At 65.0% G+C, this 25,774-nt stretch carries 37 protein-coding genes; 3 read left to right on the forward strand and 34 right to left on the reverse strand.

Going from position 1 to position 25,774, the window contains the following annotated elements; genetic code table 11:
• Positions 1-237: 237 nt before the first annotated feature.
• Positions 238-981 (forward strand): fumarylacetoacetate hydrolase family protein, encoded by a 744-nt coding sequence (locus EDC31_RS09580; RefSeq protein WP_042059383.1) that lies wholly within the window; start codon positions 238-240, stop codon positions 979-981.
• Between the two features lie 29 nt (positions 982-1,010).
• Here the strand turns inward: EDC31_RS09580 and EDC31_RS18380 are convergent, their stop codons facing one another.
• Positions 1,011-1,676 carry a hypothetical protein gene (locus EDC31_RS18380; protein ID WP_252349726.1) on the reverse strand — a complete coding sequence of 222 codons (666 nt, stop codon included), beginning with the start codon at positions 1,674-1,676 and terminating at the stop codon, positions 1,011-1,013.
• A gap of 91 nt (positions 1,677-1,767) precedes the next feature.
• Positions 1,768-2,304, reverse strand: coding sequence for a DUF721 domain-containing protein (locus EDC31_RS09590; RefSeq protein WP_052511954.1), 537 nt, complete (start codon positions 2,302-2,304; stop codon positions 1,768-1,770).
• A 60-nt stretch (positions 2,305-2,364) separates the two neighbouring features.
• Here EDC31_RS09590 and EDC31_RS09595 point away from each other — a divergent pair, with 60 nt between their 5' ends.
• Together EDC31_RS09595 and EDC31_RS09600 are read left to right on the forward strand one after the other, a co-directional pair.
• Positions 2,365-3,378 (forward strand): A/G-specific adenine glycosylase, encoded by a 1,014-nt coding sequence (locus EDC31_RS09595; protein ID WP_042059385.1) that lies wholly within the window; start codon positions 2,365-2,367, stop codon positions 3,376-3,378.
• Positions 3,375-3,986 carry a hypothetical protein gene (locus EDC31_RS09600; protein WP_042059388.1) on the forward strand — a complete coding sequence of 204 codons (612 nt, stop codon included), beginning with the start codon at positions 3,375-3,377 and terminating at the stop codon, positions 3,984-3,986. The genes EDC31_RS09595 and EDC31_RS09600 overlap by 4 nt, the downstream gene beginning before the upstream one ends.
• Positions 3,987-4,045: 59 nt before the next feature.
• Here the strand turns inward: EDC31_RS09600 and EDC31_RS09605 are convergent, their stop codons facing one another.
• From EDC31_RS09605 to rpoC, 32 genes are all read right to left on the reverse strand, one after another.
• Positions 4,046-4,273, reverse strand: a complete 228-nt coding sequence (locus tag EDC31_RS09605) for a hypothetical protein (protein ID WP_042059391.1) — start codon at positions 4,271-4,273, stop codon at positions 4,046-4,048.
• A 149-nt stretch (positions 4,274-4,422) separates the two neighbouring features.
• Positions 4,423-4,848, reverse strand: a complete 426-nt coding sequence (rplQ, locus tag EDC31_RS09610; protein ID WP_042059393.1) for a 50S ribosomal protein L17 — start codon at positions 4,846-4,848, stop codon at positions 4,423-4,425.
• 37 nt (positions 4,849-4,885) lie between these two features.
• Positions 4,886-5,905 (reverse strand): DNA-directed RNA polymerase subunit alpha, encoded by a 1,020-nt coding sequence (locus tag EDC31_RS09615; RefSeq protein WP_042059396.1) that lies wholly within the window; start codon positions 5,903-5,905, stop codon positions 4,886-4,888.
• A 164-nt stretch (positions 5,906-6,069) separates the two neighbouring features.
• On the reverse strand, positions 6,070-6,462 hold the full coding sequence (gene rpsK / locus EDC31_RS09620; protein ID WP_042059398.1) for a 30S ribosomal protein S11: 393 nt from the start codon (positions 6,460-6,462) through the stop codon (positions 6,070-6,072).
• A 44-nt stretch (positions 6,463-6,506) separates the two neighbouring features.
• Positions 6,507-6,884, reverse strand: a complete 378-nt coding sequence (rpsM, locus tag EDC31_RS09625) for a 30S ribosomal protein S13 (RefSeq protein WP_042059489.1) — start codon at positions 6,882-6,884, stop codon at positions 6,507-6,509.
• Positions 6,885-7,099: 215 nt separating this feature from the next.
• Positions 7,100-7,774: an adenylate kinase gene (locus tag EDC31_RS09630; protein WP_042059401.1), complete on the reverse strand. Its 675-nt coding sequence runs from the start codon at positions 7,772-7,774 to the stop codon at positions 7,100-7,102.
• Positions 7,771-9,174, reverse strand: coding sequence for a preprotein translocase subunit SecY (gene secY, locus EDC31_RS09635; RefSeq protein ID WP_042059403.1), 1,404 nt, complete (start codon positions 9,172-9,174; stop codon positions 7,771-7,773). Before secY ends, EDC31_RS09630 begins: the two co-directional genes overlap by 4 nt.
• A 198-nt stretch (positions 9,175-9,372) precedes the next feature.
• The gene (rplO, locus tag EDC31_RS09640; protein WP_042059405.1) at positions 9,373-9,861 is read right to left on the reverse strand and encodes a 50S ribosomal protein L15; all 489 of its coding nucleotides are present in this window, start codon (positions 9,859-9,861) and stop codon (positions 9,373-9,375) included.
• Position 9,862: 1 nt separating this feature from the next.
• Complete coding sequence (rpmD, locus tag EDC31_RS09645; RefSeq protein ID WP_042059406.1) at positions 9,863-10,051, reverse strand: 50S ribosomal protein L30; 189 nt, start codon at positions 10,049-10,051, stop codon at positions 9,863-9,865.
• Positions 10,044-10,622 carry a 30S ribosomal protein S5 gene (gene rpsE, locus EDC31_RS09650; protein WP_042059407.1) on the reverse strand — a complete coding sequence of 193 codons (579 nt, stop codon included), beginning with the start codon at positions 10,620-10,622 and terminating at the stop codon, positions 10,044-10,046. Before rpsE ends, rpmD begins: the two co-directional genes overlap by 8 nt.
• Before the next feature lie 13 nt (positions 10,623-10,635).
• Entirely contained in the window at positions 10,636-10,998 is a 363-nt protein-coding gene (gene rplR, locus EDC31_RS09655; protein ID WP_042059409.1) for a 50S ribosomal protein L18, read from the reverse strand.
• Complete coding sequence (gene rplF, locus EDC31_RS09660; RefSeq protein ID WP_042059411.1) at positions 10,998-11,534, reverse strand: 50S ribosomal protein L6; 537 nt, start codon at positions 11,532-11,534, stop codon at positions 10,998-11,000. The genes rplR and rplF overlap by 1 nt, the downstream gene beginning before the upstream one ends.
• Positions 11,535-11,544: 10 nt before the next feature.
• Positions 11,545-11,943 carry a 30S ribosomal protein S8 gene (gene rpsH / locus EDC31_RS09665; protein ID WP_042059413.1) on the reverse strand — a complete coding sequence of 133 codons (399 nt, stop codon included), beginning with the start codon at positions 11,941-11,943 and terminating at the stop codon, positions 11,545-11,547.
• Between the two features lie 12 nt (positions 11,944-11,955).
• Positions 11,956-12,261, reverse strand: coding sequence for a 30S ribosomal protein S14 (rpsN, locus tag EDC31_RS09670; RefSeq protein WP_042059415.1), 306 nt, complete (start codon positions 12,259-12,261; stop codon positions 11,956-11,958).
• Between the two features lie 151 nt (positions 12,262-12,412).
• Positions 12,413-12,976 carry a 50S ribosomal protein L5 gene (gene rplE, locus EDC31_RS09675; RefSeq protein WP_042059416.1) on the reverse strand — a complete coding sequence of 188 codons (564 nt, stop codon included), beginning with the start codon at positions 12,974-12,976 and terminating at the stop codon, positions 12,413-12,415.
• Between the two features lie 11 nt (positions 12,977-12,987).
• Positions 12,988-13,308 (reverse strand): 50S ribosomal protein L24, encoded by a 321-nt coding sequence (gene rplX / locus EDC31_RS09680; protein WP_042059418.1) that lies wholly within the window; start codon positions 13,306-13,308, stop codon positions 12,988-12,990.
• On the reverse strand, positions 13,308-13,676 hold the full coding sequence (gene rplN, locus EDC31_RS09685) for a 50S ribosomal protein L14 (RefSeq protein WP_042059420.1): 369 nt from the start codon (positions 13,674-13,676) through the stop codon (positions 13,308-13,310). Before rplN ends, rplX begins: the two co-directional genes overlap by 1 nt.
• Positions 13,677-13,690: 14 nt before the next feature.
• Positions 13,691-13,969, reverse strand: coding sequence for a 30S ribosomal protein S17 (gene rpsQ / locus EDC31_RS09690; RefSeq protein ID WP_042059422.1), 279 nt, complete (start codon positions 13,967-13,969; stop codon positions 13,691-13,693).
• 13 nt (positions 13,970-13,982) lie between these two features.
• On the reverse strand, positions 13,983-14,216 hold the full coding sequence (gene rpmC / locus EDC31_RS09695; RefSeq protein ID WP_042059424.1) for a 50S ribosomal protein L29: 234 nt from the start codon (positions 14,214-14,216) through the stop codon (positions 13,983-13,985).
• Between the two features lies 1 nt (position 14,217).
• Complete coding sequence (gene rplP / locus EDC31_RS09700; protein ID WP_042059426.1) at positions 14,218-14,634, reverse strand: 50S ribosomal protein L16; 417 nt, start codon at positions 14,632-14,634, stop codon at positions 14,218-14,220.
• Between the two features lie 58 nt (positions 14,635-14,692).
• Positions 14,693-15,370, reverse strand: coding sequence for a 30S ribosomal protein S3 (gene rpsC, locus EDC31_RS09705; protein WP_042059429.1), 678 nt, complete (start codon positions 15,368-15,370; stop codon positions 14,693-14,695).
• A gap of 2 nt (positions 15,371-15,372) precedes the next feature.
• Positions 15,373-15,798 carry a 50S ribosomal protein L22 gene (rplV, locus tag EDC31_RS09710; protein WP_042059431.1) on the reverse strand — a complete coding sequence of 142 codons (426 nt, stop codon included), beginning with the start codon at positions 15,796-15,798 and terminating at the stop codon, positions 15,373-15,375.
• A 2-nt stretch (positions 15,799-15,800) separates the two neighbouring features.
• Entirely contained in the window at positions 15,801-16,079 is a 279-nt protein-coding gene (gene rpsS, locus EDC31_RS09715) for a 30S ribosomal protein S19 (RefSeq protein WP_042059434.1), read from the reverse strand.
• Positions 16,080-16,094: 15 nt separating this feature from the next.
• Positions 16,095-16,925 (reverse strand): 50S ribosomal protein L2, encoded by an 831-nt coding sequence (rplB, locus tag EDC31_RS09720; protein ID WP_042059437.1) that lies wholly within the window; start codon positions 16,923-16,925, stop codon positions 16,095-16,097.
• 17 nt (positions 16,926-16,942) lie between these two features.
• On the reverse strand, positions 16,943-17,239 hold the full coding sequence (locus tag EDC31_RS09725; protein ID WP_186820012.1) for a 50S ribosomal protein L23: 297 nt from the start codon (positions 17,237-17,239) through the stop codon (positions 16,943-16,945).
• A gap of 41 nt (positions 17,240-17,280) precedes the next feature.
• Entirely contained in the window at positions 17,281-17,895 is a 615-nt protein-coding gene (rplD, locus tag EDC31_RS09730) for a 50S ribosomal protein L4 (protein WP_042059440.1), read from the reverse strand.
• A 12-nt stretch (positions 17,896-17,907) separates the two neighbouring features.
• Positions 17,908-18,591 (reverse strand): 50S ribosomal protein L3, encoded by a 684-nt coding sequence (gene rplC / locus EDC31_RS09735; protein ID WP_042059441.1) that lies wholly within the window; start codon positions 18,589-18,591, stop codon positions 17,908-17,910.
• Positions 18,592-18,601: 10 nt separating this feature from the next.
• Positions 18,602-18,910, reverse strand: coding sequence for a 30S ribosomal protein S10 (gene rpsJ, locus EDC31_RS09740; protein WP_007282720.1), 309 nt, complete (start codon positions 18,908-18,910; stop codon positions 18,602-18,604).
• Between the two features lie 123 nt (positions 18,911-19,033).
• Positions 19,034-20,224: an elongation factor Tu gene (gene tuf / locus EDC31_RS09745; protein ID WP_042059460.1), complete on the reverse strand. Its 1,191-nt coding sequence runs from the start codon at positions 20,222-20,224 to the stop codon at positions 19,034-19,036.
• Between the two features lie 116 nt (positions 20,225-20,340).
• On the reverse strand, positions 20,341-20,817 hold the full coding sequence (rpsG, locus tag EDC31_RS09750) for a 30S ribosomal protein S7 (RefSeq protein WP_042059463.1): 477 nt from the start codon (positions 20,815-20,817) through the stop codon (positions 20,341-20,343).
• 14 nt (positions 20,818-20,831) lie between these two features.
• The gene (gene rpsL / locus EDC31_RS09755; RefSeq protein WP_042059465.1) at positions 20,832-21,203 is read right to left on the reverse strand and encodes a 30S ribosomal protein S12; all 372 of its coding nucleotides are present in this window, start codon (positions 21,201-21,203) and stop codon (positions 20,832-20,834) included.
• Positions 21,204-21,565: 362 nt separating this feature from the next.
• The gene (gene rpoC / locus EDC31_RS09760; protein ID WP_042059492.1) at positions 21,566-25,768 is read right to left on the reverse strand and encodes a DNA-directed RNA polymerase subunit beta'; all 4,203 of its coding nucleotides are present in this window, start codon (positions 25,766-25,768) and stop codon (positions 21,566-21,568) included.
• Between the last annotated feature and the right edge of the window lie 6 nt (positions 25,769-25,774).

Genomic DNA, 25,774 nt, shown 5'->3' on the forward strand with positions numbered 1-25,774 from the left:
TCGATTGGTTCAACAACCACCGCCTCTTCGGTCCCATCGGCTATATCCCACCCGCCGAGGCCGAGGCCAACTACTATGCAGCCCTTCAGATCATCAATATGGCTGCGTGACTCAAACCAATTAGCCTCCGGGAAACCCGGGACGCTTCACCCTCTTTCCGTGAGCGTTCCGCACGGGCTGTCGAGCGATTCCGGTTTGCGGTAAGAGAGGCCTTCTCACCTCTCGGAAAACGGTCCGATGTTCGATCCCGCTCCCCTCGCCGCTCGCCTGCTGCGCGCCCGCCGCGAGGCCACCTGCATCCCTTGCCCGGCCCCCGGATTCGCGCCGCCTGACGAGGCCGGCGCCTATGCGGTGCAGGATCTGGTCGCCGCCGCGCTCGGCCCTGTGCACGGCTGGAAAGTCGGTGCGTCCGGCCCTGGCGCGACGCCCTCCGCCGCGCCCCTGCACGCCGCGACGATCTTCACAGGCGACACCGCGCTGCCGCCCGGCCTCTGCCGGTTTCACGGCATCGAAGGCGAGATCGCCTGGCAGCTCGGGCGCGATCTGCCCGCCGCCTGCTCAATGGACGAACTCCGTGCGGCCGTCACGGCGCTTCATCCGGTCATCGAAATCGTGGATACCCGCTTCTGCCGTCCCGCCTCGCAGGCGCCGCTCGCCCATCTTGCCGATCAGGGCAGTCATGGCGCGCTCATCGTCGGTCCGGCATTCACCAACTGGCAAGATTTCGACGCCGAAGCGGAGACGGTACGCGTCGAGCTGAACGGCAGGCTGCATGTCGAGACTCCCACGCGAAATGCAGCCGGCGACACGCTGCGTCTTCTCCTCTGGCTCGCCGCGCATGCCGCAGGGCGCGGCCATCCCCTGCGCAAGGGGGATATCATCACGACCGGCTCCCTCACCGGCGCGCCCTTCGTCGAGCCCCGAACGGTCGCGCGGGTGGCGTTCAGCACGCTGGGAGAGGTGACGGCGACAATCCCCTGAGCGTCGCGCGGGACTGACGCCTGAGCCCCTCAATATCCGCCCGGATAGGGCACGACGTACCCGCCATAGCCATAGTTATAGCCATATGGGGCGTAGCCATAAGGATAGGCCTGGACGCCGTATGAACAGGCGACCGGCATCCAGCCATAATAGCCGGGCGCGCAATAATAGGAGGAGGCGGCCGTGGCGGCGATCGCGCCGCTCAACAGACCGAAACCGAAGCCCCAGCCGCCCCAGCCCCAACCGCCGCCCCAACCCGGCATACCCCACCCATAGCCGATCCAGCCCGGACCACCCCAGCCCCAGCCGGCGCCGCGCCACCCGCCACCCCAGGGACGGCCCCAGCCGCCCCAGGGACGGCCCCAACCGCCGGGATGGCCCCAGCCTCCACCCCAGGGATGACCCCAACCGCCGGGATGGCCCCAGCCGCCGCCCCCGGGATAACCCCAACCGCCGGGATGGCCCCATCCCCCGGCGCCCCACCCCGGACCGCCGTGGAAACCGGCGGGGCCGACTCCGCCGGGACCGCCATGGAACCCACCGCCATGGAAACCGCCCCCGCCAAAGCCGCCGGGCCCGCCATGAAAACCACCACCGCCGAAGCCACCACCGGGATGGGCCGAGACCGGAACCCGGCTTCCGATTGCCGTCGTCAGCAGCAAAGCCGCCACAAGAAACGCCTTTCGCGACATCATCTCCACTCCCTGCCCCGCTGCGACGGTGCCTTCACCATAGATCGTGTCGGTTAATGCCCCGCGAAAGAGGCCGTTTCCGCGCGGGAATGCGTCAAAATGTCACATTCCGCCTGTCTCGCTCCGACCGGCGCGCGCGAATCTGGCCGCCCATACGCTCCAGAACGTCCCGCAAAGGCCCCTCCCCGAACCCGGGAACCGGCACGGGCGACGCGGCGCGGCGCGCTGTTACGGGCAGGTCAGCAGCAAGTGCAGGATCTTGCACGATTTTCAGATGAAGGACGGGCAAGGCGGGCACCCGTGTCTTGTCGGGGAATTCCCGCCGCACGGGACCGAAATAGGCATTGATGCGCTCGATCAGTTGCGGCGCGCGATGCTGCAACTCCATGCCGACCGGGCCCGCGCAGGCAATCGTCACCGTTCCGGCCGCCAGCCGGCGCGGCGCGGACAGGCGCGCCAGAGCCGGCCCCACGATTTCCTCCCAATCCAGCATCAACCGCGCGGCGGGAGAGGCATGGCGTCGCAACACGGGCGCCGTCACCTTCGTCAACACGGCCCCGAGCGAACGCCCGCCCCTGCCCGTCACGCCCTGGCCCGTCATGCCCTTGCCCCGACTCGCGTCATTCGTCATATCGAAGCCGTGCCTTCCTCTGCCGCCCTGCTCGCCTGGTATGACCGTCACCGCCGCGCCATGCCGTGGCGCGCCGCTCCGGGTCACGCGGCCTCACCCTATCACGTCTGGCTGAGCGAAATCATGCTCCAACAGACGACGGTCGCCGCCGTGCGTCCGTATTTTACCCGTTTCATCACGCGCTATCCCACCGTCGCGACGCTGGCGCAGGCGCCCCGGGACGACGTCCTCGCCCTCTGGGCCGGGCTCGGCTATTATTCCCGCGCCCGCAATCTCCATGCCTGCGCGCGGCAGATCGCTGATATGGGCCGTTTTCCCCAGACGGTCGCCGATCTGACGCGTCTCCCGGGGATCGGTCCCTACACCGCCCGCGCCATCGCCGCGATCGCCTTCGACCAACCCGTCATTCCGGTCGACGGCAATGTCGAGCGCGTCACCGCCCGCGTGTTCAACGTGCAGGACCCGCTTCCCGGCGCGCGCAGGATACTGGCGCAACTGGCCGAGCGGCTGAACGAGGAGCCGGAGGCCAGGGCGCGTCCGGGCGATTTCGCGCAGGCCCTGTTCGATCTCGGCGCCACGATCTGCACGTCGCGCAATCCGGCCTGCGGTCTCTGCCCCTGGCGCGAGGACTGCGCGGGAGCGAAGACGGGCGATCCGGCATCTCTCCCCCGCCGCGCGCCGAAGGCGGCCCGGCCGCAGCGCTTCGGCACCTGTTTCGCCGTCCTCGACGGGCAGGACGCGATCTGGCTGCGGCGACGGCCCGAGTCCGGCCTGCTCGGCGGCATGACCGAACTGCCCGGCACGCCGTGGCGCGACACGCGCTGGACGGCGGAGGACGCCGCCGCATATTGTCCCTTTCCGGGACGTTTCCGCGAACTCGCCATGATCAACCACGTCTTCACTCATTTCAGCCTGCAACTGACCGTCATGTTCGGCCGCGTCGCACAGTTCGACGCACGGCAGGAAGGGTTTTCCTGCGCTCTGTCGATGATCGGCGCGCAGGCTCTGCCCAGCGTGATGCGCAAGACCATCGGTCCCGTTCTGGCGGCACTTCAGCAGGAGAGTTCTCCGTGACACCGACAGCATCCGGTCAGCGCTACTGGCTCCTCGACCATTTCGGCGGCATGCTCGATCACGATGTTCTGCACGACCGCATGACGACACGCCCCATTGCGGGCCAGACCTATCCGGGGCTTTTCTTCTACGCCGAGGATGTGACCGCGCCGCCATTCGACGTGGATCTCCGCAAGATCGTCTCCCTGCCGATGCCGCTGCCCGCCCTGCGCGCCGTCCCGACCGATCACACCGGATTGATCGCCCTGGCGCTGCGCGACACCCGGCCCGTGACCTATCTGACCAGCACGCTGTTCGACCATCTCCATGACGACGCGACTGAGGTGCGGGAATGGGAGCGCTTCCTGCCGGTTTCGGAAGCGTTGCTGCATGCGCTCGTCATCGCCTCGGACACGCGGCTTTCCACCCTCTCAAGCGGAGAGGACGCCACGCCGGGGCCGCTCGTCATCGAGCACGGTCATCACGCGCGAATCGGCGACTTGGCATTTCCGCTGGGAGAAAACGCCGAACGCCTGGAACAGATCGCCACGCTGCCGCCGGGCACGTCTCACACGGTCACGCTGATGACCCGGAACGGTCCACGCGACACCCTCGTGCGCCGGGTCTGACCGGTATAGGCAATGGACGGACTGTCAATGGCCGGATTTGTGGGCAAGCGAAAGCCGGTTTACCCTCGCAGGCGTCGGCCAAGAAAAATGCCGGCGATCAGGGTCATAGCGATGAAAAGCAGCGGCTGATCGGCGGTCAGATCGCCCAATGTGCGCCCGGCTTCCCGCGTGAGGCTTCGGGAAAACCCGCGCAGCCGCGCGGCGGTAGGGGCATCGAAAATCCCTTCCGCCCCCTCCTGAAGCCGCGCGACCGACGGGTCCAGCCCGTTCCGCAAATCAGATGCCATGTCTTCTCACCTTGTCGCAAATGCTGTTCCGCCTCAAGGAAGCGGCGAGACACCGCGCTGTCAAGATGGAATGAGTTGGCATAATGTCTCGACGGCGGGATAAAAAAACCGGCCTGAAGGCCGGTTTCTTCATGTGCTGAGGGCTGCGTTCAGGCCGCCAGCGGCTCCTCGCCGGTCAGGTTCTGAACCGGGCCGCTATCCTGGCCCTTGGCCTCGACATCGCGCTCGACCATCTCGATCACCGCCATGTCCGCATTGTCGCCATAGCGCATGCCCGCCTTCAACACGCGGGTATAGCCGCCTGAACGCGCCTTGTAGCGCTCGGCAACCGTCGAGAAGAGCTTCGCGACGATCGCGTCGTCACGAAGCTGCGCGAAAGCCTGCCGACGGGCATGCAGCGTACCGCGCTTGCCAAGCGTGATCAGCTTCTCCACCACCGGGCGAAGCTCCTTCGCCTTGGGCAGGGTCGTCGTGATCTGCTCGTGCTTGATGAGGGCCACGGCCATGTTGCGGAACATGGCGGCGCGGTGGGACGAGGTAACTCCAAGCTTACGCCCGGCAACACCATGACGCATGGTCGTTCTTCCTTCTGCTTGCTCTGTGAGGCGTGGCTCAGAACGTCTCGTCGAGACGCTTGGCCAGTTCCTCGATGTTCTCGGGGGGCCATGTCGGCACACTCATGCCGAGCGACAGCCCCATGGAAGACAGCACTTCCTTGATTTCGTTGAGCGACTTGCGGCCGAAATTCGGCGTCCGCAGCATCTCCTGTTCCGACTTCTGAACGAGATCGCCGATATAGACGATGTTGTCGTTCTTCAGGCAGTTCGCGCTGCGGACGGAAAGTTCCAGTTCGTCCACCTTGCGCAGCAGGTTGCGGTTGAACGGCAGGTCGTCGCGCGGCTCTTCCTGACGGACCGGGCGCGGCTCGTCGAAATTGATGAAGAGCTGAAGCTGGTCCTGCAGGATGCGCGCCGCCAGCGCCAGCGCATCCTCTGGCGTGACCGCGCCGTTCGTGTCCACCGTCAGCAGGAGCTTGTCGTAATCCGTGACCTGTCCGACACGGGTCGGCTCGACCTTGTAGGACACGCGCCGCACCGGCGAGTAGATCGCATCGACGGGGATCAGACCGATCGGCGCGTCCTCGGGGCGGTTCGCGGCCGCCGGAACGTAGCCCTTCCCCGTGTTGACCGTCAGCTCCATGCCGAGCTTCACGCCGTCGTCCAGCGTGCAGATCACCAGATCGGGGTTCATGATCTCGATGTCATGACCGGCCTGGATCTGCCCGGCCTTGACCTCGCCCGGCCCGGTGGCCGTAAGGATCATGCGCTTCGGCCCCTCGCCATGCATGCGCAGGGAAAGCTGCTTGATGTTCAGCACGATGTCCGTCACGTCCTCGCGGACGCCGGGAACGGACGAGAATTCATGCAGCACGCCGTCGATCTGGATCGCCGTGACGGCGGCGCCCTGGAGGGAGGAGAGCAGCACGCGACGGATCGCGTTGCCGAGCGTCATGCCGAAACCGCGCTCCAGCGGCTCCGCAACGACGGTGGCCGTGCGCGACGGTTCCGAGCCGGGCTCGACTTCCAGCTTTTCCGGCTTGATGAGCGACTGCCAGTTCTTCTGGAGGACCAATGTCGTGGCCTTTCAAACAACGCGTTCCGCAGGAGGCAGAGAGCCGTTCCGCCGAAACGACGACCGCGCGAAACCCGCGCGGCCAGACGAAGCCAAGAGATGCCGCAAGCGGCACCCGCGATATCCGCGGCGAGGCGCCTCTCCGGCGTCCCGCCGAAACGCCGTCAGACGCGGCGACGCTTGCGCGGACGGCAACCGTTATGCGGCACCGGCGTCATGTCGCGAATCGAGGTGATGGAGAACCCCACCGCCTGCAACGCGCGCAGCGCGCTCTCGCGCCCCGAACCCGGACCGGACACCTCGATCTCCAGCGTCTCCATGCCGTGCTCGCGCGCCTTGCGGCCCGCATCCTCGGCCGCGACCTGCGCCGCGTACGGGGTGGATTTGCGCGAGCCCTTGAAGCCTTGAGCGCCGGCCGAGGACCACGCGATCGAATTGCCCTGGGCGTCGGAGATGGTGATCATGGTGTTGTTGAACGTGGAAAGCACGTGCGCGACACCGGAGATGATGTTCTTGCGCTCTTTCTTGCGAACGCGCGGAGCTGCGGCCTTGGCCATGGTGAGGTCGTCCTAAATGTATCGGGGCGTGTCGGAGCTGAAGATCAGCGCGTGACCTTCTTCTTGCCGGCGATCGCCACGGCCTTGCCCTTGCGGGTGCGGGCGTTGGTGTGAGTGCGCTGGCCGCGCACCGGCAGGCCGCGACGGTGACGCAGACCACGATAGCAGCCGAGATCCATCAGGCGCTTGATGTTCATCGCCGTTTCGCGACGAAGATCGCCTTCGACGCGGTACTCCCCGTCGATCAGTTCACGGATCTTCACGATCTCGTCGTCGCTCAGCTCGTTGACGCGCTTCGCGTCGGGAATCTCGAGCTGCTTGACGATCGCCTGCGCACGCGACGGCCCGATGCCGTAGATATAGCGCAGGGCAATAACCACCCGCTTGTTGGTCGGAATATTCACGCCGGCAATACGCGCCACGCCACTCACTCCCTGCCCGCCGCGCAAGATGCCCGGCGATTCATGCTATTCAATTCGTCCCGGCCTGCTGCCGGATCAAAGATGGAGCGCCGCTGCGGCCCGTCCATCCCCGCCCCTGCGGAGATTGGCCGGAACCCGGCGGCGCTGTGTCGAGGGCGCGCAATATAACGGCGACCCCCTCCGAGTCAAACAAAATTGATCACTTCTTCGTGATGTCACGCCTCAGAGAGCGGCTTTGCGCCATGCGCCTCGAGATAATGATCGATCACGGCGCTTATCGCCTCGATCGAGGCCATGCCGTCGATCCGCTTCAAACGGCCCGCGCGCTCATAATAGGGGAGAATCGGCAAAGTCTGCTGATGATAGACGTCCAGCCGTTTCGCGACCGTCTCGCGATTGTCGTCCGGACGGTGCACGAATTCATGGCTGCCGCACACATCGCAGATACCCGGCACCTTGGTGGGCTTGAGCGTGTCATGATAGCTCGCACCGCACTTCGCACAGGCGAAACGCCCGGCGATGCGTTCGATCAGCAGCGGCTCGTCCACTTCCAGCAACAGAACCGCGTCGATCTTCAGGCCGCGCGCCTCCAGCATCTCGTCCAGCGCCCGGGCCTGCGATTCGGTCCGCGGAAAACCGTCGAGAATGAAGCCCCGCGCGCAATCCGGCTTCTGCACCCGCGATTCGATCATCGCGATCATGATCTCGTCGGAAACGAAGTCCCCACGCTCCATGATCGCCTTCGCCTTGCGCCCGATCTCCGTGTCCGCGGCGACTTCCGCGCGCAGCATGTCGCCCGTGGAGATCTGCACAAAGCCGTAGCGCCCTTCCAGCCGCTTGGCCTGGGTGCCCTTTCCGGCGCCTGGCGGGCCGAGAAGAATGATGTTCATGAAGTCCTCCGGCTCCGTGCCGCACGCCCTCCCGGCACGCGCGGTCCCGGTGTTCCGGGGCGTCCCACCCGCCCGCGCTGCTTGCGAATCAGTCCCTGATACCGATGCGCGACCAGATGGGACTGGACCTGCGTCATGGTGTCGATGGTCACGGAGACGATGATGATGAGACTCGTGCCGCCGAAATAGAACGGCACGTTGTAATGCGAGATCAGGATCTGCGGCAGAAGACAGACCGCGACCAGATAGAGCGCGCCAATCGTCGTCAAACGCGACAGAATCCGGTCGAAATAGGTGGCCGTGGCCACGCCCGGACGGATGCCCGGGATGAACCCCCCCTGCTTGCGCAGATTCTCCGCCGTCTCCTCGGGATTGAAAGTCACCGCCGCGTAGAAATAGGAGAAGAAGAGGATCATCGCCGCATAGAAGGCCATGTAGAGCGGTTGCCCCTGCCCCAGCTCCTGCCCGAGCACGGAAAGCCAGCCCGGCATGTTCCTGCCATTCATGAAGCCGGCGATCGTCACGGGGATCAGGAGCACCGACGACGCGAAGATCGGCGGGATCACGCCGGCCGTGTTCACCTTCAGCGGCATATAGGTCGAGTCGCCGCCATAGATGCGGTTACCGACCTGGCGCTTGGGATACTGGACCATCACCCGGCGCTGCGCCTGCTCCATGAAGACGATGAAGGCGATGGTCAGCGCGGCCAGCACAAGGAACACCAGCACGAAGAAAGGTGAAAGCGCGCCCGTATAGCCGAGCTGGAACAGGCTGGCCAAAGCGTTCGGCAGGTTGGCCACGATGCCGGAGAAGATGATGAGCGAAATCCCGTTCCCCACGCCGCGCGCCGTGATCTGTTCGCCCAGCCACATCAGGAACATCGTGCCGCCCACCAGCGTGATGACGCAGGAGGTGATGAAGAATCCGCCCGGATCGATCACCGCGCGCGCGCCATGACTGGTTATGTTCTCAAGCCCGATGGCGATCCCATAGGCCTGGAAGAGGGCGATCAGCACCGTGAGGTAGCGCGTGTACTGGTTGAGTTTCTTGCGCCCCTGCTCCCCTTCCTTCTTGAGCGCCTCCAGCGAGGGAAGCGCGGTGGAGAGAAGCTGGACGATGATGGAGGCGCTGATATAGGGCATGATGTTCAGGGCGAACACCGTCATACGCCCGAGCGCGCCGCCGGTGAACATGTCGAACATGCCCAGAATGCCGCCCTGATGCTGGGCCAGCAACTGCCCCATCACCGTCGCATCCACGCCCGGCACGGGAATATACGTGCCGAGGCGGTAAATGATGAGCGCGCCGAGAGTGAACCAGATGCGCTTCTTCAGCTCCGTCGCCTTGGCGAAGGAACTCATATTGAGATTGGCGGCAAGCTGCTCCGCTGACGAGGCCATCCACCTTTACCCTAATCTTGTGGTTAGTCGGCCCCGGAGCAACGCCCCGAACCCCGCGCGGAGACGGATGACCGCCTCCCTGAATCCCTGTTTAATGCAAGGAACGAGCGAAGTCAGGATGAACTCTTCCGGAGCAGACAAAAAAACAGCGTCTCCGCCAGGCGGTGACGCTGCCTTTCCTACTTCGGACGGTCAGGCTCACGCCTCGACAGGAGCTTCAGCCTTTGCCGCCGTCACCTTGACGGAACCGCCGGCCTTCTCGACCGCCGCGACGGCCGCAGCGGACGCACCAGCCACTTCGATCGCGACTTTCCGTGTCAGTTCGCCGACCGCGAGCAGGCGCACGCCGGCATACTTGCCCGTGCCGACCAGACCGGCCGCGCGCAGAGCCGCCTCATCCACCACCGCATCGGAATTGAGCTTGCCATCGACGATGGCCTTCTCGATCCGGGCCAGATTCACCGGCGCGTAGACCTTGCGGAAGATATTCTTGAAGCCGCGCTTCGGCATCCGGCGATACAGCGGAAGCTGACCGCCCTCGAAGCCGTTGAGGGACACGCCCTCACGCGCCTTCTGACCCTTCACGCCCTTGCCGGACGTCTTGCCCTTGCCGGAGCCGATGCCGCGCCCGAGACGCTTCTTGCGATAGCGCGACCCTTCATTGTCGCGCAGTTCGTTAAGCTTCATCTCACTCCTCCACCCGAATGAGGTGGGCCACCTTACGGATCATGCCGCGCACCGAAGGGGTATCCTCCAGCTCGCGCACGCTGCCGATGCCGCGCAGGCCAAGACCCGTCAGCGTCTGCTGCTGATCCGCCTCGCGTCCGATCGTCGAACCGGTCTGCCTCACGCGGACCGTCTTCTTCACGTCAGCCATTGACGACCTCCGCCTGCTCTTCGGCATGCTCACGCTTGCCGAAAATTTCGGACGGCTTCTTGCCGCGGCGAGCGGCAACAGACCGGGGGCTGCTGCAACGCTCGAGCGCGGCGAAAGTCGCCTTGACCATGTTGTGCGGGTTCCGGGTGCCCAGCGACTTCGCGACGACATCGCTGACGCCCAGGGACTCGAACACCGCGCGCATCGGACCGCCGGCGATGATGCCCGTGCCGGCATCCGCCGCGCGAACCACCACCTTGCCCGCGCCGAAATGACCGAACGTGTCGTGATGAAGGGTGCGGCCCTCCTTCATCGGCACGCGGATCATCGTGCGCTTGGCGCGCTCCGTCGCCTTGCGGATCGCTTCCGGCACCTCGCGGGCCTTACCCGCGCCGTACCCCACGCGCCCCTTCTGATCGCCGACGACGACCAGAGCGGCGAAAGCGAACCGACGGCCGCCCTTCACCACCTTCGCGACGCGGTTGATCGTCACCAGCTTATCGACCAGATCGTCCTGCTCGCGCTCACGCTCGCGACCACCACGGCCGCCTTCTCTTGGCTCTCGTGCCATGTGTGATCTCTCCTTAGAACGAGAGTCCGCCCTCGCGGGCAGCCTCCGCCAGTGCCTTGACCCGGCCGTGATACAGATAGGCGCCGCGGTCGAACACGACCTTTCCGACGCCAGCGGCAAGAGCGCGCTCGGCGATCAGCTTGCCGACCGCCTGAGCCGCCTCGATGTTCGCGCCCGTCTTGCCGCTCTCGCGCAACGTCTTCTCCATGGTGGAGGCGCTGGCGAGCGTCCGGCCGGCGGCATCGTCGATCACCTGGGCGTAGATGTTCTTGCCAGAGCGGAAGACCGACAAACGCGGCCGGCCACCGCTCTTGCGGCGAAGCTGGTAGCGCAGCCGCTGGCGGCGGCGCTCCTGCAAACCCTGCTGCGTAGCCATTACTTCTTCTTGCCTTCCTTGCGACGGAGAACTTCAGTCTCATAGCGAACACCCTTGCCCTTATAGGGTTCGGGCTTCCGGAAATTCCGGATGTCCAACGCCACCTGACCGACGCGCTGCTTGTCGTTGCCTTCGACCGTGATCGCAGTCGGACGCGGCGTGGTGATCTTCACGTCCGCCGGGATCGGATAGACGACGTCATGCGAGAAACCGAGATTCATCACCAGGTTGGAGCCCTGGACCGAGGCGCGGAAACCCGTGCCCTGAATTTCGAGCGTCCTGGAGAAGCCGTCGGACACGCCCTTGACCATGTTGGCCACCAGCGCGCGCGTGGTGCCCCACATCGCCCAGCTTTCGCGGGTCCGGCTGCCGACAGGCGCGATCGCGACCTTGCCGTCCTCGACCTTCGCCTCGACGGCGCGCGAAAGCGGCACGGAGAGCGAGCCGCGCTTGCCTTTGGCGGTCAGCGCGCCATTGACGATGGTAATCTCGACACCCGCGGGAATCGCGACGGGGTATTTGCCGATACGTGACATGAGCGTCTCCTCAGAACACGCGGCAGAGGACTTCGCCGCCAACATTGGCGGCGCGGGCCTCGATGTCCGACAGGACACCACGCGGGGTGGAGAGGATGGACACGCCGAGACCGGCATAGACCCGCGGCAGTTCCTTGATCTTGGAATAGACGCGGCGGCCCGGCTTGGAGACGCGATGGATCTCCTTGATCACCGGCTGGCCTTCGGCATATTTCAGCTCGATACGGATCTGCGAGATGCCCTTGCGGACTTCCTCGGTCGAATATCCACGGATATAGCCCTCGCGGCGCAGCGCCTCGAGGACGTTGATGCGCAGCTTCGAGGCTGGCGCGACGCAAGCCGCATGACGCGCGCGCTGCGCGTTGCGGATGCGGGTGAGCATATCACCCAACGGATCGGAAAGAGACATCAGAAAACCGCCTTACCAGCTCGACTTGACCATACCGGGAATCTGGCCCGCGGAGGCCAGGTCGCGCAGCGCCACGCGGCACAGCTCGAACTTCCGATAGTTGGCGCGCGGCCGGCCCGTCAGCTTGCAACGCAGGCGAACGCGCACGGCGGAGCCGTTGCGGGGCAGTTCGGCCAGCTTGAGGGACGCCTCGAAGCGCTCCTCGACCGGACGGTTGCGATCCTTGATGATGTCCTTCAACGCGGTCCGCTTCGCCTTGTCGCGCTGCGCCATGTAGGCGCGCTTGGCGTTGCGGTTCACGGCGGAGACTTTTGCCATGTGACTTTCTCCCGGAACCTGTCGGGCCAATCCCGACGGTTTTCCAAAACAGCGTGTCTATATAGGGAGGCGGCTCCCGCTTGGAAAGCGAAAAACCCGCCCCGCCTCCTTTTTCAAAGGCTCCCGAACGAACGGGGCCCGTCGCGCCGGCTTACGCCTGGAACGGCAGGTCGAACGCCTTCAACAGAGCCTTGGCCTCGGCATCGGTCTTCGCGCTCGTCACGAAGATGATGTCCATGCCGCGCACCGCATCGATCTTGTCATAGTCGATTTCGGGGAAGACGATCTGCTCCTTGATGCCCATGGCGAAATTGCCGCGGCCATCAAAGCCCTTGTTGCCCGGCAGGCCACGGAAATCGCGAATGCGCGGCATCGCGATCGTGACCAGCCGGTCAAGGAATTCATACATGCGGGCCCGGCGCAGCGTGACCTTGCAGCCGATCGGCAGACCCTCGCGGATCTTGAAGCCGGCGATCGCCTTCCGGGCCAGCGTCTTGACCGGCTTCTGGCCGGAAATCGCCGCCATCTCGGCCACGGCCGCGTCCAGTTTCTTCTGATCGCCCGCCGCCTCGCCGACACCCATGTTCAGCACGATCTTCTCGAGCTTGGGCACCTGCATCGGATTCTTGTAGTTGAACTGCTCGCGGAGCTGGGCGCGCAGGACGTCGTTGTAACGCTGCTGCAGGCGCGGCAAAACGCGTGTGGATTCGCTCATCGTCGCCTCCCTCAGCCTTCGATGACTTCGCCGGTCGCCTTGGCGACGCGGACCTTGCGGCCATCCGCGAGCACGCGGAAACCGACGCGCGTCGGCTTGCCGCTCTTCGGATCGACCAGTTTCAGATTCGAGAGATGCACGGGCATCTCCTTCGCGACGATTCCGCCGTCCTGATTCACGCGGTTCGGCTTGGTGTGGCGCTTGGCCACGGCCACGCCGCGCACCACGGCCTTCTCGGCCTGCGGTAGCACGGCGAGCACCTCGCCCCGCGTGCCACGCGCGGAACCGGAGAGAACCAGAACCAGATCGCCCTTCTTGATACGCGCGGCCATTACAGCACCTCCGGCGCCAGAGAGATGATCTTCATGAACTTGCGCGCACGCAGTTCACGAACGACCGGGCCGAAGATGCGCGTGCCGATCGGCTCCTGCTGCTTGTTGATCAGCACGGCCGCGTTGCGGTCGAAACGGATCGCGGAGCCGTCCGGACGGCGCACCGGATAGGAGGTGCGGACGATGACGGCCTGATGCACGTCGCCCTTCTTCACCTTGCCGCGGGGGATCGCTTCCTTGACGGACACGACGATCACGTCGCCGACCGAGGCGGTCTTCCGCTTGGAGCCGCCCAGCACCTTGATGCACTGCACCTGACGCGCGCCGGAATTATCCGCGACGTCGAGGTTGGTCTCGGGATGGATCATTCCTCAGTCCCCCTTCACGCGCTCGCCTGTTCGGCGACAGCGGCGGCGCCCAGCGGGGCTCCGTTGCGCGTGATCACCGTCCAGGTCTTGCGCTTGGAGATCGGCATGCATTCTTCGATGCGCACCGTATCCCCGATCTTGCACTCGTTCAGCTCGTCATGCGCCGCGTATTTCTTCGAACGGCGGATGAACTTCTTGTAGAGCGGATGCATGACGCGACGATCGACAAGGACGGTCACCGTCTTGTCCATCTTGTCACTCGTCACCCGCCCTGTCAGGACGCGCTTCGGCATCGTCCGTGTCTCCTCAGGACTTCGCGGCGGACGTTTTTGCGCCCGCACTATTCTTGGATTGGTGCGCCACCGTCTTGATCCGGGCAATGGCGCGGCGCAGGAGACGCACGCGCCCCTGGCCTTCGGACTGGCCCGTCGCGGCCTGAAAGCGCAGATTGAACTGCTCGCGCTTGAGATCCTCAAGCAGCGTCTTCAGTTCGTCCGCACTCTTGGCGCGCAGATCGGCAACCTTGTAAACGTCGGCCATCTCACGCCTCCCCGATACGGGTGATGAACTTCGTCTTGATCGGCAGCTTCGCCGCGCCGAGGGCCAGCGCTTCACGCGCGACCTCGGGGGGCACGCCCTCGATCTCGAAGAGGATGCGGCCGGGCTTGACGCGCGCCACCCAGTATTCGGGCGATCCCTTGCCGGACCCCATGCGGACTTCGGCAGGTTTCGTCGAAACCGGCAGATCCGGGAAAATCCGGATCCAGACGCGGCCCGCGCGCTTCATCGCACGCGTGATCGCGCGCCGCGAGGCCTCGATCTGACGCGCGGTGACACGCTCGGGCTCAAGCGCCTTCAGGCCGAACGCGCCGAAGTTCAGCGTCGTCCCGCCCTTGGCCAACCCATGGATGCGGCCCTTGTGAGCCTTGCGAAACTTCGTCCGCTTCGGGGAAAGCATGGTCTCTATCCTCACGCGCCTCGCGGCGCTTCATCTTTCAAATCAGCGCCGGGGCAAATCAGCGCTGCGGCGCCTGCTCGGCGGCACGACGGTCTTGGGCCAACGGATCATGAGCGAGAATCTCGCCCTTGAAGATCCAGACCTTGACGCCACACGTGCCATACGTCGTTTTGGCGGTCGCTGTACCGTAATCGATGTCCGCGCGCAACGTGTGCAGCGGCACCCGGCCCTCGCGATACCACTCGACGCGCGCGATCTCCGCGCCGCCCAGACGGCCGGAGCAGTTGATCCGGATGCCCTGCGCGCCAAGACGCATCGCGGACTGCACCGCGCGCTTCATGGCGCGACGGAACGCAACGCGACGCTCGAGCTGCTGCGCGATGCTCTCCGCCACCAGCGTGGCGTCGATCTCGGGCTTGCGGATCTCGACGATGTTCAGCGCCACGTCGGCCTTCGCCATACGGCTCAGATCCTTACGCAGCGCGTCGATGTCCTGGCCTTTCTTGCCGATGACGACGCCTGGACGCGCCGCGTAGATCGTCACGCGCGGCTTCTTCGCCGGGCGCTCGATCACGACGCGGGACACGCCCGCTCCGGCCAGCTTGCGACGCAGATAGGCGCGCAGTTTCAGGTCCTCGTGCAGCAGGTTCGAATAATCGTTGCCCGCGAACCAGCGGCTGTCCCAGGTGCGGTTGACGCCGAGCCGAAGCCCGATCGGATTGACTTTATGTCCCATAATCAGGCTGCCTTCTGCTCTGCGTCCGCGCGGCCCTTCGGCGCGGGGCCCTCGTCCGCCGCACGCTCGGCCACGACGATCTTCAGATGGCTGAAGAACTTCTCGATGCGCGAGGAACGGCCGCGGCCACGGGCGTGGAAACGCTTCATGACGATCGATTTGCCGACTTCGGCCGTCTTGACGACGAGCTGGTCGACATCGAGCTGATGGTTGTTCTCGGCATTGGCCACGGCGCTTTCCAGGGTCTTGCGAACCTGCTGCGCAATGCGGCGACGCGAAAAGGTCAGCGCGGCGATCGCCTTATCGGCGGGCTGGTTGCGGATCATCGCGGCAACGACGTTCAGCTTGCGGGGGCTGACGCGGAGATTGCGGGCGATCGCCTGCGCCTCGGTGTCCGCAAGCGTGCGGATATGCTTCGGCTTGCTCATGATCAGCCTCGCTTCGACTTCTTGTCGGCGCCGTGACCATGGAAGGTGCGCGTCGGCGAGAATTCGCCGAACTTGTGACCCACCATGTTCTCCGTCACCTGCACCGGCAGGAACTTGTGACCGTTATAGACGCCGAACGTCAGCCCGACGAACTGCGGCAGGATCGTGGAACGACGCGACCAGATCTTGATCACCTCGTTACGCCCCGAGGCGCGCACGGCCTCGGCCTTGCCGAACAGATACCCGTCGACGAACGGGCCCTTCCAGACGGAACGTGCCATCTTCTTTGCCCCCTCTTACTTGCCGCTCTTGCGGCGACGGATGATCAGGCTGTCCGTCTTCTTGTTGACGCGGGTCTTGTAGCCCTTGGTCGGGACGCCCCACGGCGTGACCGGGTGACGGCCACCCGAGGTGCGGCCCTCGCCGCCGCCATGCGGATGATCGACCGGGTTCATGACGACACCGCGGTTATGCGGACGGCGACCCATCCAGCGCTTGCGCCCGGCCTTGCCGAAATGCTGGTTCATGTTGTCGGGGTTCGAGACCGCGCCGACCGTCGCCATGCATTCGCCACGCACGAGGCGAAGCTCGCCGGATTGCAGCTTGATCTGCGCGTAGCCCGCATCCTTGCCGACGAGCTGGGCATAGGTGCCCGCCGAACGCGCCAGCTTCCCGCCCGCGCCCTGCTTCAGCTCGATGTTGTGGATGATCGTGCCGACCGGCATGTTGCCCATCGGCATCGCGTTGCCCGGCTTCACGTCGGCGCGCTCGCCCGCAATGACGCGGTCACCGGCCTGGAGACGCTGCGGCGCCAGAATATAGGCCAGCTCGCCGTCATCATATTTGATGAGCGCGATGAACGCCGTGCGGTTCGGGTCATATTCCAGACGCTCGACCGTGGCGCCGACATCGAACTTGCGGCGCTTGAAATCGACGTAGCGATAGGATTGCTTGTGCCCGCCGCCACGGAAACGAGACGTCGTACGGCCGTGATTGTTCCGGCCGCCCGTCTTGTTCTTGCCTTCCGTCAGCGCCTTGACCGGCTTGCCCTTGTGGAGCTCGCTCCGGTCGATCAGCACCGTGCCGCGCGTGCTCGGCGTCGTGGGATTAAAGTGCTTGAGTGCCATTGTATTCCGATCCCGCGTCAGGCCAGCTTGGCGGTGAGGTCGATGGACTGACCTTCGGCAAGCTGGACATACGCCTTCTTCACGTCAGAGCGGCGACCGCGGCGGCCCTTGACCACCTTGTTCTTGCCCTTCTGAACCAGCGTGTTCACGGCCTTGACCTTGACGCCGAACAGCGTCTCGACCGCAACCTTGATCTCGGGCTTGGCCGCGTCGATCGCGACCTTGAAGACCACCTGGTTGCGCTCGGAGAGCAGCGTCGCCTTCTCCGTGATCACCGGCGCGCGGAGGATGTCGAACATCTCCTCGCGCGACATGCGCTCCGCCTTGACGCGGCGCGCGAGCACGTTTTCCGTCGTCATGACAGGCGCTCCTTGAGGCCTTCGAGGCCCGCGCGCGTCAGCACGAGGACGTCGTGGTTGAGAATGTCGTAGACGTTCGCGCCGATGGTCGGCAGCACGTCGATCTTCGCGATGTTGCGGACCGCGCGGCCGAACGCCACATCGACCTGCCCGTCCACGATCAGCGCCGAGCTCCAGCCCAGCGCGCGCAGCTTGGCCGCCGCGTCGCGGGTCCTGGACACGCCCGCCGCCGTCTCGATCACGACCAGCTTGCCGGCCTTCGCCTTCTGGGACAGGGCGGAGATCAGGCCGAGCCTGCGGACCTTTTTGGGCAGGTCGTAGCCGTGATCGCGCACGACCGGACCGTGAACCACGCCGCCGGTGCGGAACTGCGGCGCGCGGAGCGAGCCCTGGCGCGCCGAACCCGTGCCCTTCTGCTTGTAAGGCTTCTTGGTCGTGCCCGACACCTGACCCATGCCCTTGACGGCGTGGGTTCCGGCGCGGCGCTTGGCCAGCTGCCAGTGAACGACGCGCGCCATGATGTCGGCGCGCGGCTCCACCGCGAAAATCTCCTCGGGTAGCGTCACCGAACCGGCGCTGCCGTTATCGAGGGTCTTGATTTCGTATTCCATCACCCTCAGTCCTCAACCGGCGGCCGCCGCGGTCGCCGCCGGATATGGCGCGTCCGCGTGACGGTCCTTCTTGATCGCATCGCGAATCAGCACGAAGCCGTTTTTCGCGCCCGGAATGGACCCGCGCACCATCACCAGATTCCGCTCGGCATCCACCGCGGCGATTTCCAGATTCAGTGTGGTGATCCGCTCGTCACCCATATGCCCCGCCATCTTCTTGCCCTTGAAGACCTTGCCGGGGTCCTGTCGCTGGCCGGTCGAACCGTGCGAGCGGTGGGAGATGGACACGCCGTGCGTGGCTTCAAGGCCGCGGAAGTTCCAGCGCTTCATGACGCCGGCGAAGCCCTTGCCCTTGCTGGTGCCCGTGACATCGACCTTCTGGCCGACGACGAAATGAGCAGCGGACAGCTTGGTGCCGGCCTCGAGCAGGGCGTCTTCCGCCACGCGGAATTCCGCGAGATGCTGCTTCGGCTCGACCTTCGCGGCGGCGAAATGGCCACGCATCGGCTTGGTGACATTCTTCATCTTGGCCTTGCCGATGCCGAGCTGGACGGCCGTGTAGCCGTCGCGCTCCTTTGTGCGCGCATCCACCACCTCGACATCGTCGAAGTGCAGCACGGTGACGGGCACATGGGTGCCATCGTCCTTGAACAGCCGGGTCATGCCCAGCTTTCTTGCGATCAATCCGGTACGCATCGTCTGGACCTTACAGTTTGATCTCGACATCCACGCCAGCGGCGAGGTCGAGCTTCATGAGGGCGTCCACGGTCTGCGGTGTCGGCTCGACAATGTCGAGCAGCCGGCGATGAGTCCGAATCTCGAACTGTTCGCGGCTCTTCTTGTCCACATGCGGGGAGCGGTTCACGGTGAACCGTTCAATATGCGTCGGCAGCGGGATAGGACCCCGAACCCGCGCACCCGTACGCTTCGCCGTGTTGACGATCTCCTTGGTGCTGTTGTCAAGCACACGGTGATCATACGCCTTCAGGCGAATGCGGATGTTCTGGTTGTCCATCTTACCAATCGTCCAACTCAAAAAGGTTCGGGTCTTACCCTGCCATCCTTGTTTGACCCCGAAAGACGGCCCCGGCCGGATCGCTCCAGCCGGGGCCCGTCAGTTCGGGACTTATTCAGTGCCTTACGCGGTGATCGACGCCACGACACCCGCGCCGACCGTGCGGCCACCCTCGCGGATGGCGAAGCGCAGGCCTTCGTCCATGGCGATCGGAGCGATCAGCTCGACATCCATGGAAACGTTGTCGCCCGGCATCACCATCTCGGTGCCTTCCGGCAACTGGACGACGCCGGTGACGTCGGTCGTGCGGAAGTAGAACTGCGGGCGGTAGTTGGTGAAGAACGGCGTGTGACGGCCACCCTCCTCCTTCGTGAGGATATAAGCCTCGGCCTTGAACTTCTTGTGCGGCGTGATCGAGCCGGGCTTGGCCAGAACCTGGCCGCGCTCGACGTCCTCACGCTTCGTGCCGCGGAGCAGCGCGCCGATGTTGTCGCCGGCCTCTCCCGAATCGAGCAGCTTGCGGAACATCTCGACGCCGGTGACGGTCGTCTTGACGGTGTCCTTCAGGCCGACGATCTCGACTTCCTCACCAACCTTGACGACGCCGCGCTCGACACGACCCGTCACCACAGTGCCGCGACCGGAGATCGAGAACACGTCCTCGATCGGCATCAGGAACGGACGGTCGATCGGGCGCTCCGGCTGCGGGATGTAGGTGTCAACCGCCTCCATCAGCTCGAGGACGCGGTCCTCGCCGATCGTGCCGTCGCCGTCTTCCAGCGTCACGAGCGCCGAGCCCTTGACGATGGGGATATCGTCGCCGGGGAACTGATAGGACGAGAGAAGCTCGCGGACTTCCATCTCGACCAGCTCGAGCAGTTCCGGATCGTCGACCATGTCGACCTTGTTCAGGAACACGACGAGGGCCGGCACGCCGACCTGACGGGCGAGCAGGATGTGCTCGCGCGTCTGCGGCATCGGGCCGTCAGCGGCGGAGACGACGAGGATCGCGCCGTCCATCTGCGCCGCGCCCGTGATCATGTTCTTCACGTAGTCGGCGTGGCCGGGGCAGTCGACATGCGCGTAGTGGCGGTTCTTGGTCTCGTATTCGACATGGGCCGTCGAGATCGTGATGCCGCGCGCGCGCTCTTCCGGGGCCGCGTCGATCTGGTCATACGCCTTGAACTCCGCGCCGCCGGCCTTCGCCAGCACCTTGGTGATCGCGGCCGTCAGCGACGTCTTGCCATGGTCGACGTGACCGATGGTGCCGATATTGCAGTGCGGCTTCGTCCGCTCGAATTTAGCCTTTGCCATCGTTTCTCTCCAGAATCCGCCGCCGGACGGCGGGGAAGATTTCTCATACTTCTTTCGGCCGGCAGACCCGAGGCACGTCAGGCGCGCCCGCCGGGAAGCCCGCTAGCCGGTTTTTCTCACCAGCGATAGTGGCTGAATGCTTTATTCGCCTCGGCCATGCGGTGCGTGTCCTCGCGCTTCTTGACGGCCGTGCCGCGATTGTTGATCGCGTCCAGCAGTTCGTTCGAGAGACGCTCCTGCATCGTGCTCTCGCCGCGCTTGCGCGAGGCGTCGATGAGCCAGCGGATCGCCAAGGCCTGACGACGCTCGACGCGAACCTCGACCGGCACCTGGTAGGTCGCGCCGCCGACACGGCGGGACCGGACCTCAATGGCGGGCTTCACATTGTCGAGGGCCGCATGGAACATGGCGACCTCGTCAGCCTGCGCACCGCCGCGACGGCGCATCGTCTCCAGCGCGCCATAGACGATGCCTTCGGCAGTGGATTTCTTGCCATCGAACATCAGCGCGTTCATGAAACGCGTGATGACGATGTCTCCGAACTTCGGATCGGGAAGGATCTCGCGCTTCACGGCGCGATGACGGCGACTCATACCCTGTATTCCTCTTACTTCGGACGCTTCGCGCCATACAGCGAGCGGCGCTGACGACGCTTGGCGATCCCCTGCGTGTCGAGCACGCCGCGCAGGATGTGATAGCGCACGCCGGGAAGGTCCTTCACACGACCGCCGCGGATCAGCACCACCGAGTGCTCCTGGAGATTGTGCCCCTCGCCGGGGATGTAGCTCACGACCTCATGCCCGTTGGTCAGGCGCACCTTCGCCACCTTGCGGAGGGCCGAGTTCGGCTTCTTCGGAGTAACCGTATAGACGCGCGTGCAAACGCCGCGCTTCTGCGGGCAGCCCTGCAGGGCCGGCACCTTGTTCCGCTTGGCGGCAGGCTCGCGGCCCTTGGCGATCAACTGGTTGATGGTCGGCATACGCCCTTCCCGATCCTTGCTCATCCACAGCGCCGGGACAGGAATCCCGGACGCTCACCTCAACAGAATTCGGCGCGCGACAGATATCGCCCGCCACTGACAGTCTTATTCGCGTATGGCCTAAGCATCGTCCCGAACGGGAGAGCGGCACCACATGCGCGCATGGTGTCTATCGAACGGCCTGCACCGTCCTGTAAGACGGGGGTAGCCGAGGGCGCGGAACCTACGGCGGGATTTTGCCCAAGTCAAGCAGAACTCGCCGATTCGACGATTCGACGCAGAAACCGTTCCGCCAGATGCGAAAAAGGGCGGGAGTCGCCTCCCGCCCTTCCTCGAATCGTCCCGATCCTGCGGGCCGCGCCTTACTCCGCCGCGTCGCTCACATCCGACGGCACTTCCGGACGTGACCGCGCGACGCGCTGCCGGTCCTGCGAAGCGGCCACGGCGCGCAGCTTGTTCATCACCGAGCCCGTGCCGGCCGGGATCAGACGCCCGACGATCACGTTCTCCTTCAGGCCGTTCAGCGTATCGATCTTGCCCGCCGTGGCGGCCTCGGTCAGCACGCGGGTCGTCTCCTGGAAGGAGGCGGCCGAGATGAAGGACTGCGTCTGCAACGAGGCCTTGGTGATGCCCTGGAGCACCGGCATGCCGAGCGCCGGACGCTCGTCCGCCGCGAGCCGCTTGGCGTTCTCCGTCTCGAACTCGATGCGGTCCACCGTCTCGCCGATCAGATAGGTGGTATCGCCCGGATCGAGCACCTCCATCTTCTGCAGCATCTGACGGACGATCACCTCGATATGCTTGTCGTTGATCTTCACGCCCTGCAAACGGTACACGTCCTGGATCTCGTTCACGAGATAATCGGACAGCGCCTCGACGCCCATGACCTTCAGGATATCATGCGGCACGCGCGGACCGTCGACCAGCGGATCGCCCTTCTGCACGAAGTCGCCTTCCTGCACCGAGACATGCTTGCCCTTGGGGATCAGATACTGCGTCTCCTCGCCGGTCTCGTCGTTCTTCACGATGATGCAGCGCTTGGACTTGTAGTCCTTGCCGATCTCGATCCGGCCGTCCGTCTCGGCGATGATGGCATGATCCTTCGGACGACGCGCCTCGAACAGCTCCGCCACGCGCGGCAGACCGCCGGTGATGTCGCGCGTCTTGCTGCCCTCGCGCGGAATGCGCGCCAGCACGTCGCCGGCATGGACGACCGCTCCGTTCTCGATCGAGAGCAGCGAGTCCGGCGCCAGGAAGTAGCGCGCCTCATTGCCGTTGGCGAGCTTGACCACGTTGCCGGCCTCGTCCTTCAACTGGAGGCGCGGCCGCAGATCGACGCCCTTGCCGCCCTGCTTGTAGTCCACGACGACCTTCGAGGTCAGGCCCGTCACCTCGTCCATGCGCTCGACGAGCGTGATGGAATCGATGAGGTCGAGATATTCGACCTTGCCCGCCTGCTCGGTGATGATCGGCAGGGTGTACGGATCCCACTCGGCCATCTTCAGGCCCCGCGTGACCGCCTGCCCTTCCGTCACCATCAGCCGCGCGCCGTAAGGGACGCGATAGCGCGCGCGCTCCGTGCCCTTGTCGTCGGTGAGCAGGATCTCGCAGTTGCGCGACATCACGATGGGGACGCCCTGCGAGTTCTGCACCACGTTGCGGTTGCGGATCGTGACCTGCCCGTCGCGCGACGCCTCGACCATCGACTGCTCGGCGCCACGGGTCGCCGCGCCGCCGATATGGAAGGTGCGCATCGTCAGCTGTGTGCCCGGCTCGCCGATGGACTGCGCCGCGATGACGCCGACCGCCTCGCCGATATTGACCGGCGTGCCGCGCGCCAGATCCCGCCCGTAGCAATGCCCGCAGACGCCCACGCGGCTGTCGCAGGTGAGCACGGAGCGGATGAGCACGCTCTCCACCCCCGCCTTCTCGATCGCCTCGGCCTCGGCCTCCTCGACCAGCGTGTTGCGCGGATGCAGCACCGCGCCCGTGGCCGGATGCAGGACATCCGCCGCCAGCGTGCGGCCGAGAATGCGCTCGGACAGGGAGGACACCACCTCGCCGCCATCCATCACCGCACGCACGGTCAGACCGCGTTCGGTGTCGCAATCCTCCTCGACGATGATGCAGTCCTGCGCCACGTCCACCAGACGGCGGGTCAGATAGCCTGAATTCGCCGTCTTGAGCGCCGTGTCCGCCAGACCCTTGCGCGCGCCATGCGTCGAGGTGAAGTAGTCGAGAACCGACAGGCCTTCCTTGAAGTTGGCGATGATCGGCTGCTCGATGATCTCGCCCGACGGCTTGGCCATCAGGCCGCGCATGCCGGCGAGCTGCTTCATCTGCGCCGGCGACCCACGGGCGCCGGAATGGCTCATCATCCAGACCGAGTTCGTCGGCTTGCCGATCTCCTGCCGGGAGATCTCCTTCATCATCGCGGCCTGCACCTCGTCCGTGCAGCGCGACCAGGCGTCGACCACCTTGTTGTAGCGCTCGCCCGCCGTGATCAGACCGTCCTGATATTGCTGCTCGAATTCCTTGATCTCGGCCTGGGTGCGCTCGACCAGCTCCTTCTTCTCCTTGGGGATGATCATGTCATCCTTGCCGAAGGAGATCCCCGCCTTCGCGGCGTGGCGGAAGCCGAGACCCATCAGACGGTCGCAGAAGATCACTGCTTCCTTCTGGCCGCAGTGACGATAGACCGCGTCGATCACGTCCGACACGTTCTTCTTCGTCAACTGCTTGTTGACCAGCGCGAAGGGGATCGCGGCGCTCTTCGGCAGGATCTGCGCGATCAGCGCGCGGCCGGGCGTCGTCAGCACCGTTTCGCGCTGCGTCGAGCCGTCCGCCGCGATCATCTCGCGCCGCAGACGGATCTTGTCATGCAGCTTCAGCACCCCAGCGGTCATCGCCAGCTCGATCTCGGCGACCGAGGTGAAGGCCGGCGGCCCCGCCTTCACCGGACGGCCGGCGGCGTCATACTCCGCCTTGTCCGGCGTCGCATTATATTCCGGCACCTCGAGGCTGAGATAATACAGCCCCAGCACGATGTCCTGCGACGGCACGATGATCGGCTTGCCGTTCGCGGGGCTGAGGATGTTGTTGGTGGACATCATCAGCACGCGCGCTTCCAACTGCGCCTCAAGCGACAGCGGAACATGCACGGCCATCTGGTCGCCGTCGAAATCCGCGTTGAAGGCGGTGCAGACCAGCGGATGAAGCTGGATCGCCTTGCCCTCGATCAGCACCGGCTCGAACGCCTGGATGCCGAGACGGTGCAGCGTGGGCGCGCGGTTCAGCAGGACGGGATGCTCGCGGATGACCTCCTCGAGAATGTCCCAGACCTCCGGACGCTCCTTCTCCACCATCCGCTTGGCGGCCTTGATGGTCGTGGCGTGACCGTATTTCTCCAGCTTCGAATAGATGAACGGCTTGAAGAGTTCGAGCGCCATCTTTTTCGGAAGGCCGCACTGGTGCAGCTTGAGTTCCGGCCCGACCACGATGACCGAGCGGCCCGAATAATCGACGCGCTTGCCGAGCAGGTTCTGCCGGAACCGGCCCTGCTTGCCCTTCAGCATGTCGGAGAGCGATTTCAGCGGGCGCTTGTTGGCACCCGTGATCGCCCGTCCGCGCCGTCCGTTATCGAACAGCGCGTCCACCGCCTCCTGCAACATGCGCTTCTCGTTGCGCACGATGATGTCCGGCGCGCGCAATTCGATGAGACGCTTGAGCCGGTTGTTGCGGTTGATGACGCGGCGGTAGAGATCGTTCAGATCCGAGGTCGCGAAGCGGCCGCCGTCGAGCGGCACCAGCGGGCGCAGCTCGGGCGGGATCACCGGCACGAGGTCAAGGATCATCCATTCCGGCTTGGAGCCGCTCTCGGAGAAGGCCTCGATCAGCTTCAACCGCTTGACGAGCTTCTTGCGCTTCGCCTCGGAGGTCGCGTCCTTCAGCTCCTGGCGCAGATGCACCTTCTCGGCGTCGCAATCGATGCGGGACAGGATCTTCTTGATCGCTTCCGCGCCGATGCCGACCTCGAGACCGTCATCCCCGTACTCGTCCATGGCGTCGAGATACTGGTCCTCGGTCAGCAGCGAGAACTGCTTGAGCGGCGAGGTGCCGGGCTCCAGCACCACATAGCTCTCGAAATACAGAACCTTTTCCAGGTCCTTCAGCGTCATGTCCACCATCAGCCCGATGCGGCTGGGCAGAGACTTCAGCAACCAGATATGCGCGACCGGCGAGGCAAGCTCGATATGACCCATGCGCTCGCGACGCACCTTCGCCAGCGTGACCTCGACGCCGCATTTCTCGCAGACGATGCCGCGGAACTTCATGCGCTTGTACTTGCCGCACAGGCACTCGTAGTCCTTGATCGGGCCGAAGATGCGGGCGCAGAACAGCCCGTCCCGCTCCGGCTTGAACGTGCGGTAGTTGATCGTCTCAGGCTTCTTGATCTCGCCGTAGGACCAGGAGCGGATCTGCTCCGACGAGGCCAGCTGGATCTTGATCTGGTCGAAGGACAGGCTCTGGCCGGCCTGCCCGAGGATCTTCATGAGTTCGTTCATGCGCCG

The sequence above is a fragment of the Acidomonas methanolica genome (assembly GCF_004346035.1).
Lineage (GTDB): Bacteria > Pseudomonadota > Alphaproteobacteria > Acetobacterales > Acetobacteraceae > Acidomonas > Acidomonas methanolica.

Bases quoted from the DNA above. Each gene is read 5' to 3' on its own strand.
- rpsN (WP_042059415.1), bottom strand. From the start codon at position 12,261: ATGGCAAAAGTCTCCGCCGTGAACCGCAACGCCAAGCGCGCCTACATG.
- EDC31_RS09630 (WP_042059401.1), bottom strand. From the start codon at position 7,774: ATGAACATCATTCTTCTCGGCCCGCCAGGCGCCGGAAAGGGCACCCAG.
- rpsL (WP_042059465.1), bottom strand. From the start codon at position 21,203: ATGCCGACCATCAACCAGTTGATCGCCAAGGGCCGCGAGCCTGCCGCC.
- rpsS (WP_042059434.1), bottom strand. From the start codon at position 16,079: ATGGCACGTTCCGTCTGGAAGGGCCCGTTCGTCGACGGGTATCTGTTC.
- rpoC (WP_042059492.1), bottom strand. From the start codon at position 25,768: ATGAACGAACTCATGAAGATCCTCGGGCAGGCCGGCCAGAGCCTGTCC.
- EDC31_RS09590 (WP_052511954.1), bottom strand. From the start codon at position 2,304: ATGACGAATGACGCGAGTCGGGGCAAGGGCATGACGGGCCAGGGCGTG.
- tuf (WP_042059460.1), bottom strand. From the start codon at position 20,224: ATGGCAAAGGCTAAATTCGAGCGGACGAAGCCGCACTGCAATATCGGC.
- EDC31_RS09725 (WP_186820012.1), bottom strand. From the start codon at position 17,239: ATGTCGCGCGAGGAGATGTTCGACATCCTCCGCGCGCCGGTGATCACG.
- secY (WP_042059403.1), bottom strand. From the start codon at position 9,174: ATGGCCTCGTCAGCGGAGCAGCTTGCCGCCAATCTCAATATGAGTTCC.
- rplN (WP_042059420.1), bottom strand. From the start codon at position 13,676: ATGATCCATCCCGAGACCAACCTCGACGTCGCGGATAATTCCGGCGCG.
- rplR (WP_042059409.1), bottom strand. From the start codon at position 10,998: ATGGCTACGCAGCAGGGTTTGCAGGAGCGCCGCCGCCAGCGGCTGCGC.
- rpsC (WP_042059429.1), bottom strand. From the start codon at position 15,370: ATGGGACATAAAGTCAATCCGATCGGGCTTCGGCTCGGCGTCAACCGC.
- rplX (WP_042059418.1), bottom strand. From the start codon at position 13,308: ATGGCCGCGCGTATCAAGAAGGGCGATCTGGTTCTGGTTCTCTCCGGT.
- rpsK (WP_042059398.1), bottom strand. From the start codon at position 6,462: ATGGCCAAGGCCGCAGCTCCGCGCGTTCGCAAGAAAGAGCGCAAGAAC.
- rplP (WP_042059426.1), bottom strand. From the start codon at position 14,634: ATGCTTTCCCCGAAGCGGACGAAGTTTCGCAAGGCTCACAAGGGCCGC.
- rplF (WP_042059411.1), bottom strand. From the start codon at position 11,534: ATGTCACGTATCGGCAAATACCCCGTCGCGATTCCCGCGGGTGTCGAG.
- EDC31_RS09580 (WP_042059383.1), top strand. From the start codon at position 238: ATGTTCGATCCCGCTCCCCTCGCCGCTCGCCTGCTGCGCGCCCGCCGC.
- rpsG (WP_042059463.1), bottom strand. From the start codon at position 20,817: ATGAGTCGCCGTCATCGCGCCGTGAAGCGCGAGATCCTTCCCGATCCG.
- rplE (WP_042059416.1), bottom strand. From the start codon at position 12,976: ATGAGCGAATCCACACGCGTTTTGCCGCGCCTGCAGCAGCGTTACAAC.
- rpsE (WP_042059407.1), bottom strand. From the start codon at position 10,622: ATGGCACGAGAGCCAAGAGAAGGCGGCCGTGGTGGTCGCGAGCGTGAG.
- EDC31_RS18380 (WP_252349726.1), bottom strand. From the start codon at position 1,676: ATGATGTCGCGAAAGGCGTTTCTTGTGGCGGCTTTGCTGCTGACGACG.
- rplC (WP_042059441.1), bottom strand. From the start codon at position 18,591: ATGCGTACCGGATTGATCGCAAGAAAGCTGGGCATGACCCGGCTGTTC.
- rplD (WP_042059440.1), bottom strand. From the start codon at position 17,895: ATGGAATACGAAATCAAGACCCTCGATAACGGCAGCGCCGGTTCGGTG.
- rpsQ (WP_042059422.1), bottom strand. From the start codon at position 13,969: ATGCCGAAGCGCGTCCTGACAGGGCGGGTGACGAGTGACAAGATGGAC.
- rpsH (WP_042059413.1), bottom strand. From the start codon at position 11,943: ATGTCTCTTTCCGATCCGTTGGGTGATATGCTCACCCGCATCCGCAAC.
- rpsJ (WP_007282720.1), bottom strand. From the start codon at position 18,910: ATGGACAACCAGAACATCCGCATTCGCCTGAAGGCGTATGATCACCGT.
- rplB (WP_042059437.1), bottom strand. From the start codon at position 16,925: ATGGCACTCAAGCACTTTAATCCCACGACGCCGAGCACGCGCGGCACG.
- EDC31_RS09595 (WP_042059385.1), top strand. From the start codon at position 2,365: ATGCCGTGGCGCGCCGCTCCGGGTCACGCGGCCTCACCCTATCACGTC.
- rplV (WP_042059431.1), bottom strand. From the start codon at position 15,798: ATGAGCAAGCCGAAGCATATCCGCACGCTTGCGGACACCGAGGCGCAG.
- EDC31_RS09605 (WP_042059391.1), bottom strand. From the start codon at position 4,273: ATGGCATCTGATTTGCGGAACGGGCTGGACCCGTCGGTCGCGCGGCTT.
- rpmC (WP_042059424.1), bottom strand. From the start codon at position 14,216: ATGGCCGACGTTTACAAGGTTGCCGATCTGCGCGCCAAGAGTGCGGAC.
- rplQ (WP_042059393.1), bottom strand. From the start codon at position 4,848: ATGCGTCATGGTGTTGCCGGGCGTAAGCTTGGAGTTACCTCGTCCCAC.
- rpmD (WP_042059406.1), bottom strand. From the start codon at position 10,051: ATGGCTGACGTGAAGAAGACGGTCCGCGTGAGGCAGACCGGTTCGACG.
- rplO (WP_042059405.1), bottom strand. From the start codon at position 9,861: ATGAAGCTTAACGAACTGCGCGACAATGAAGGGTCGCGCTATCGCAAG.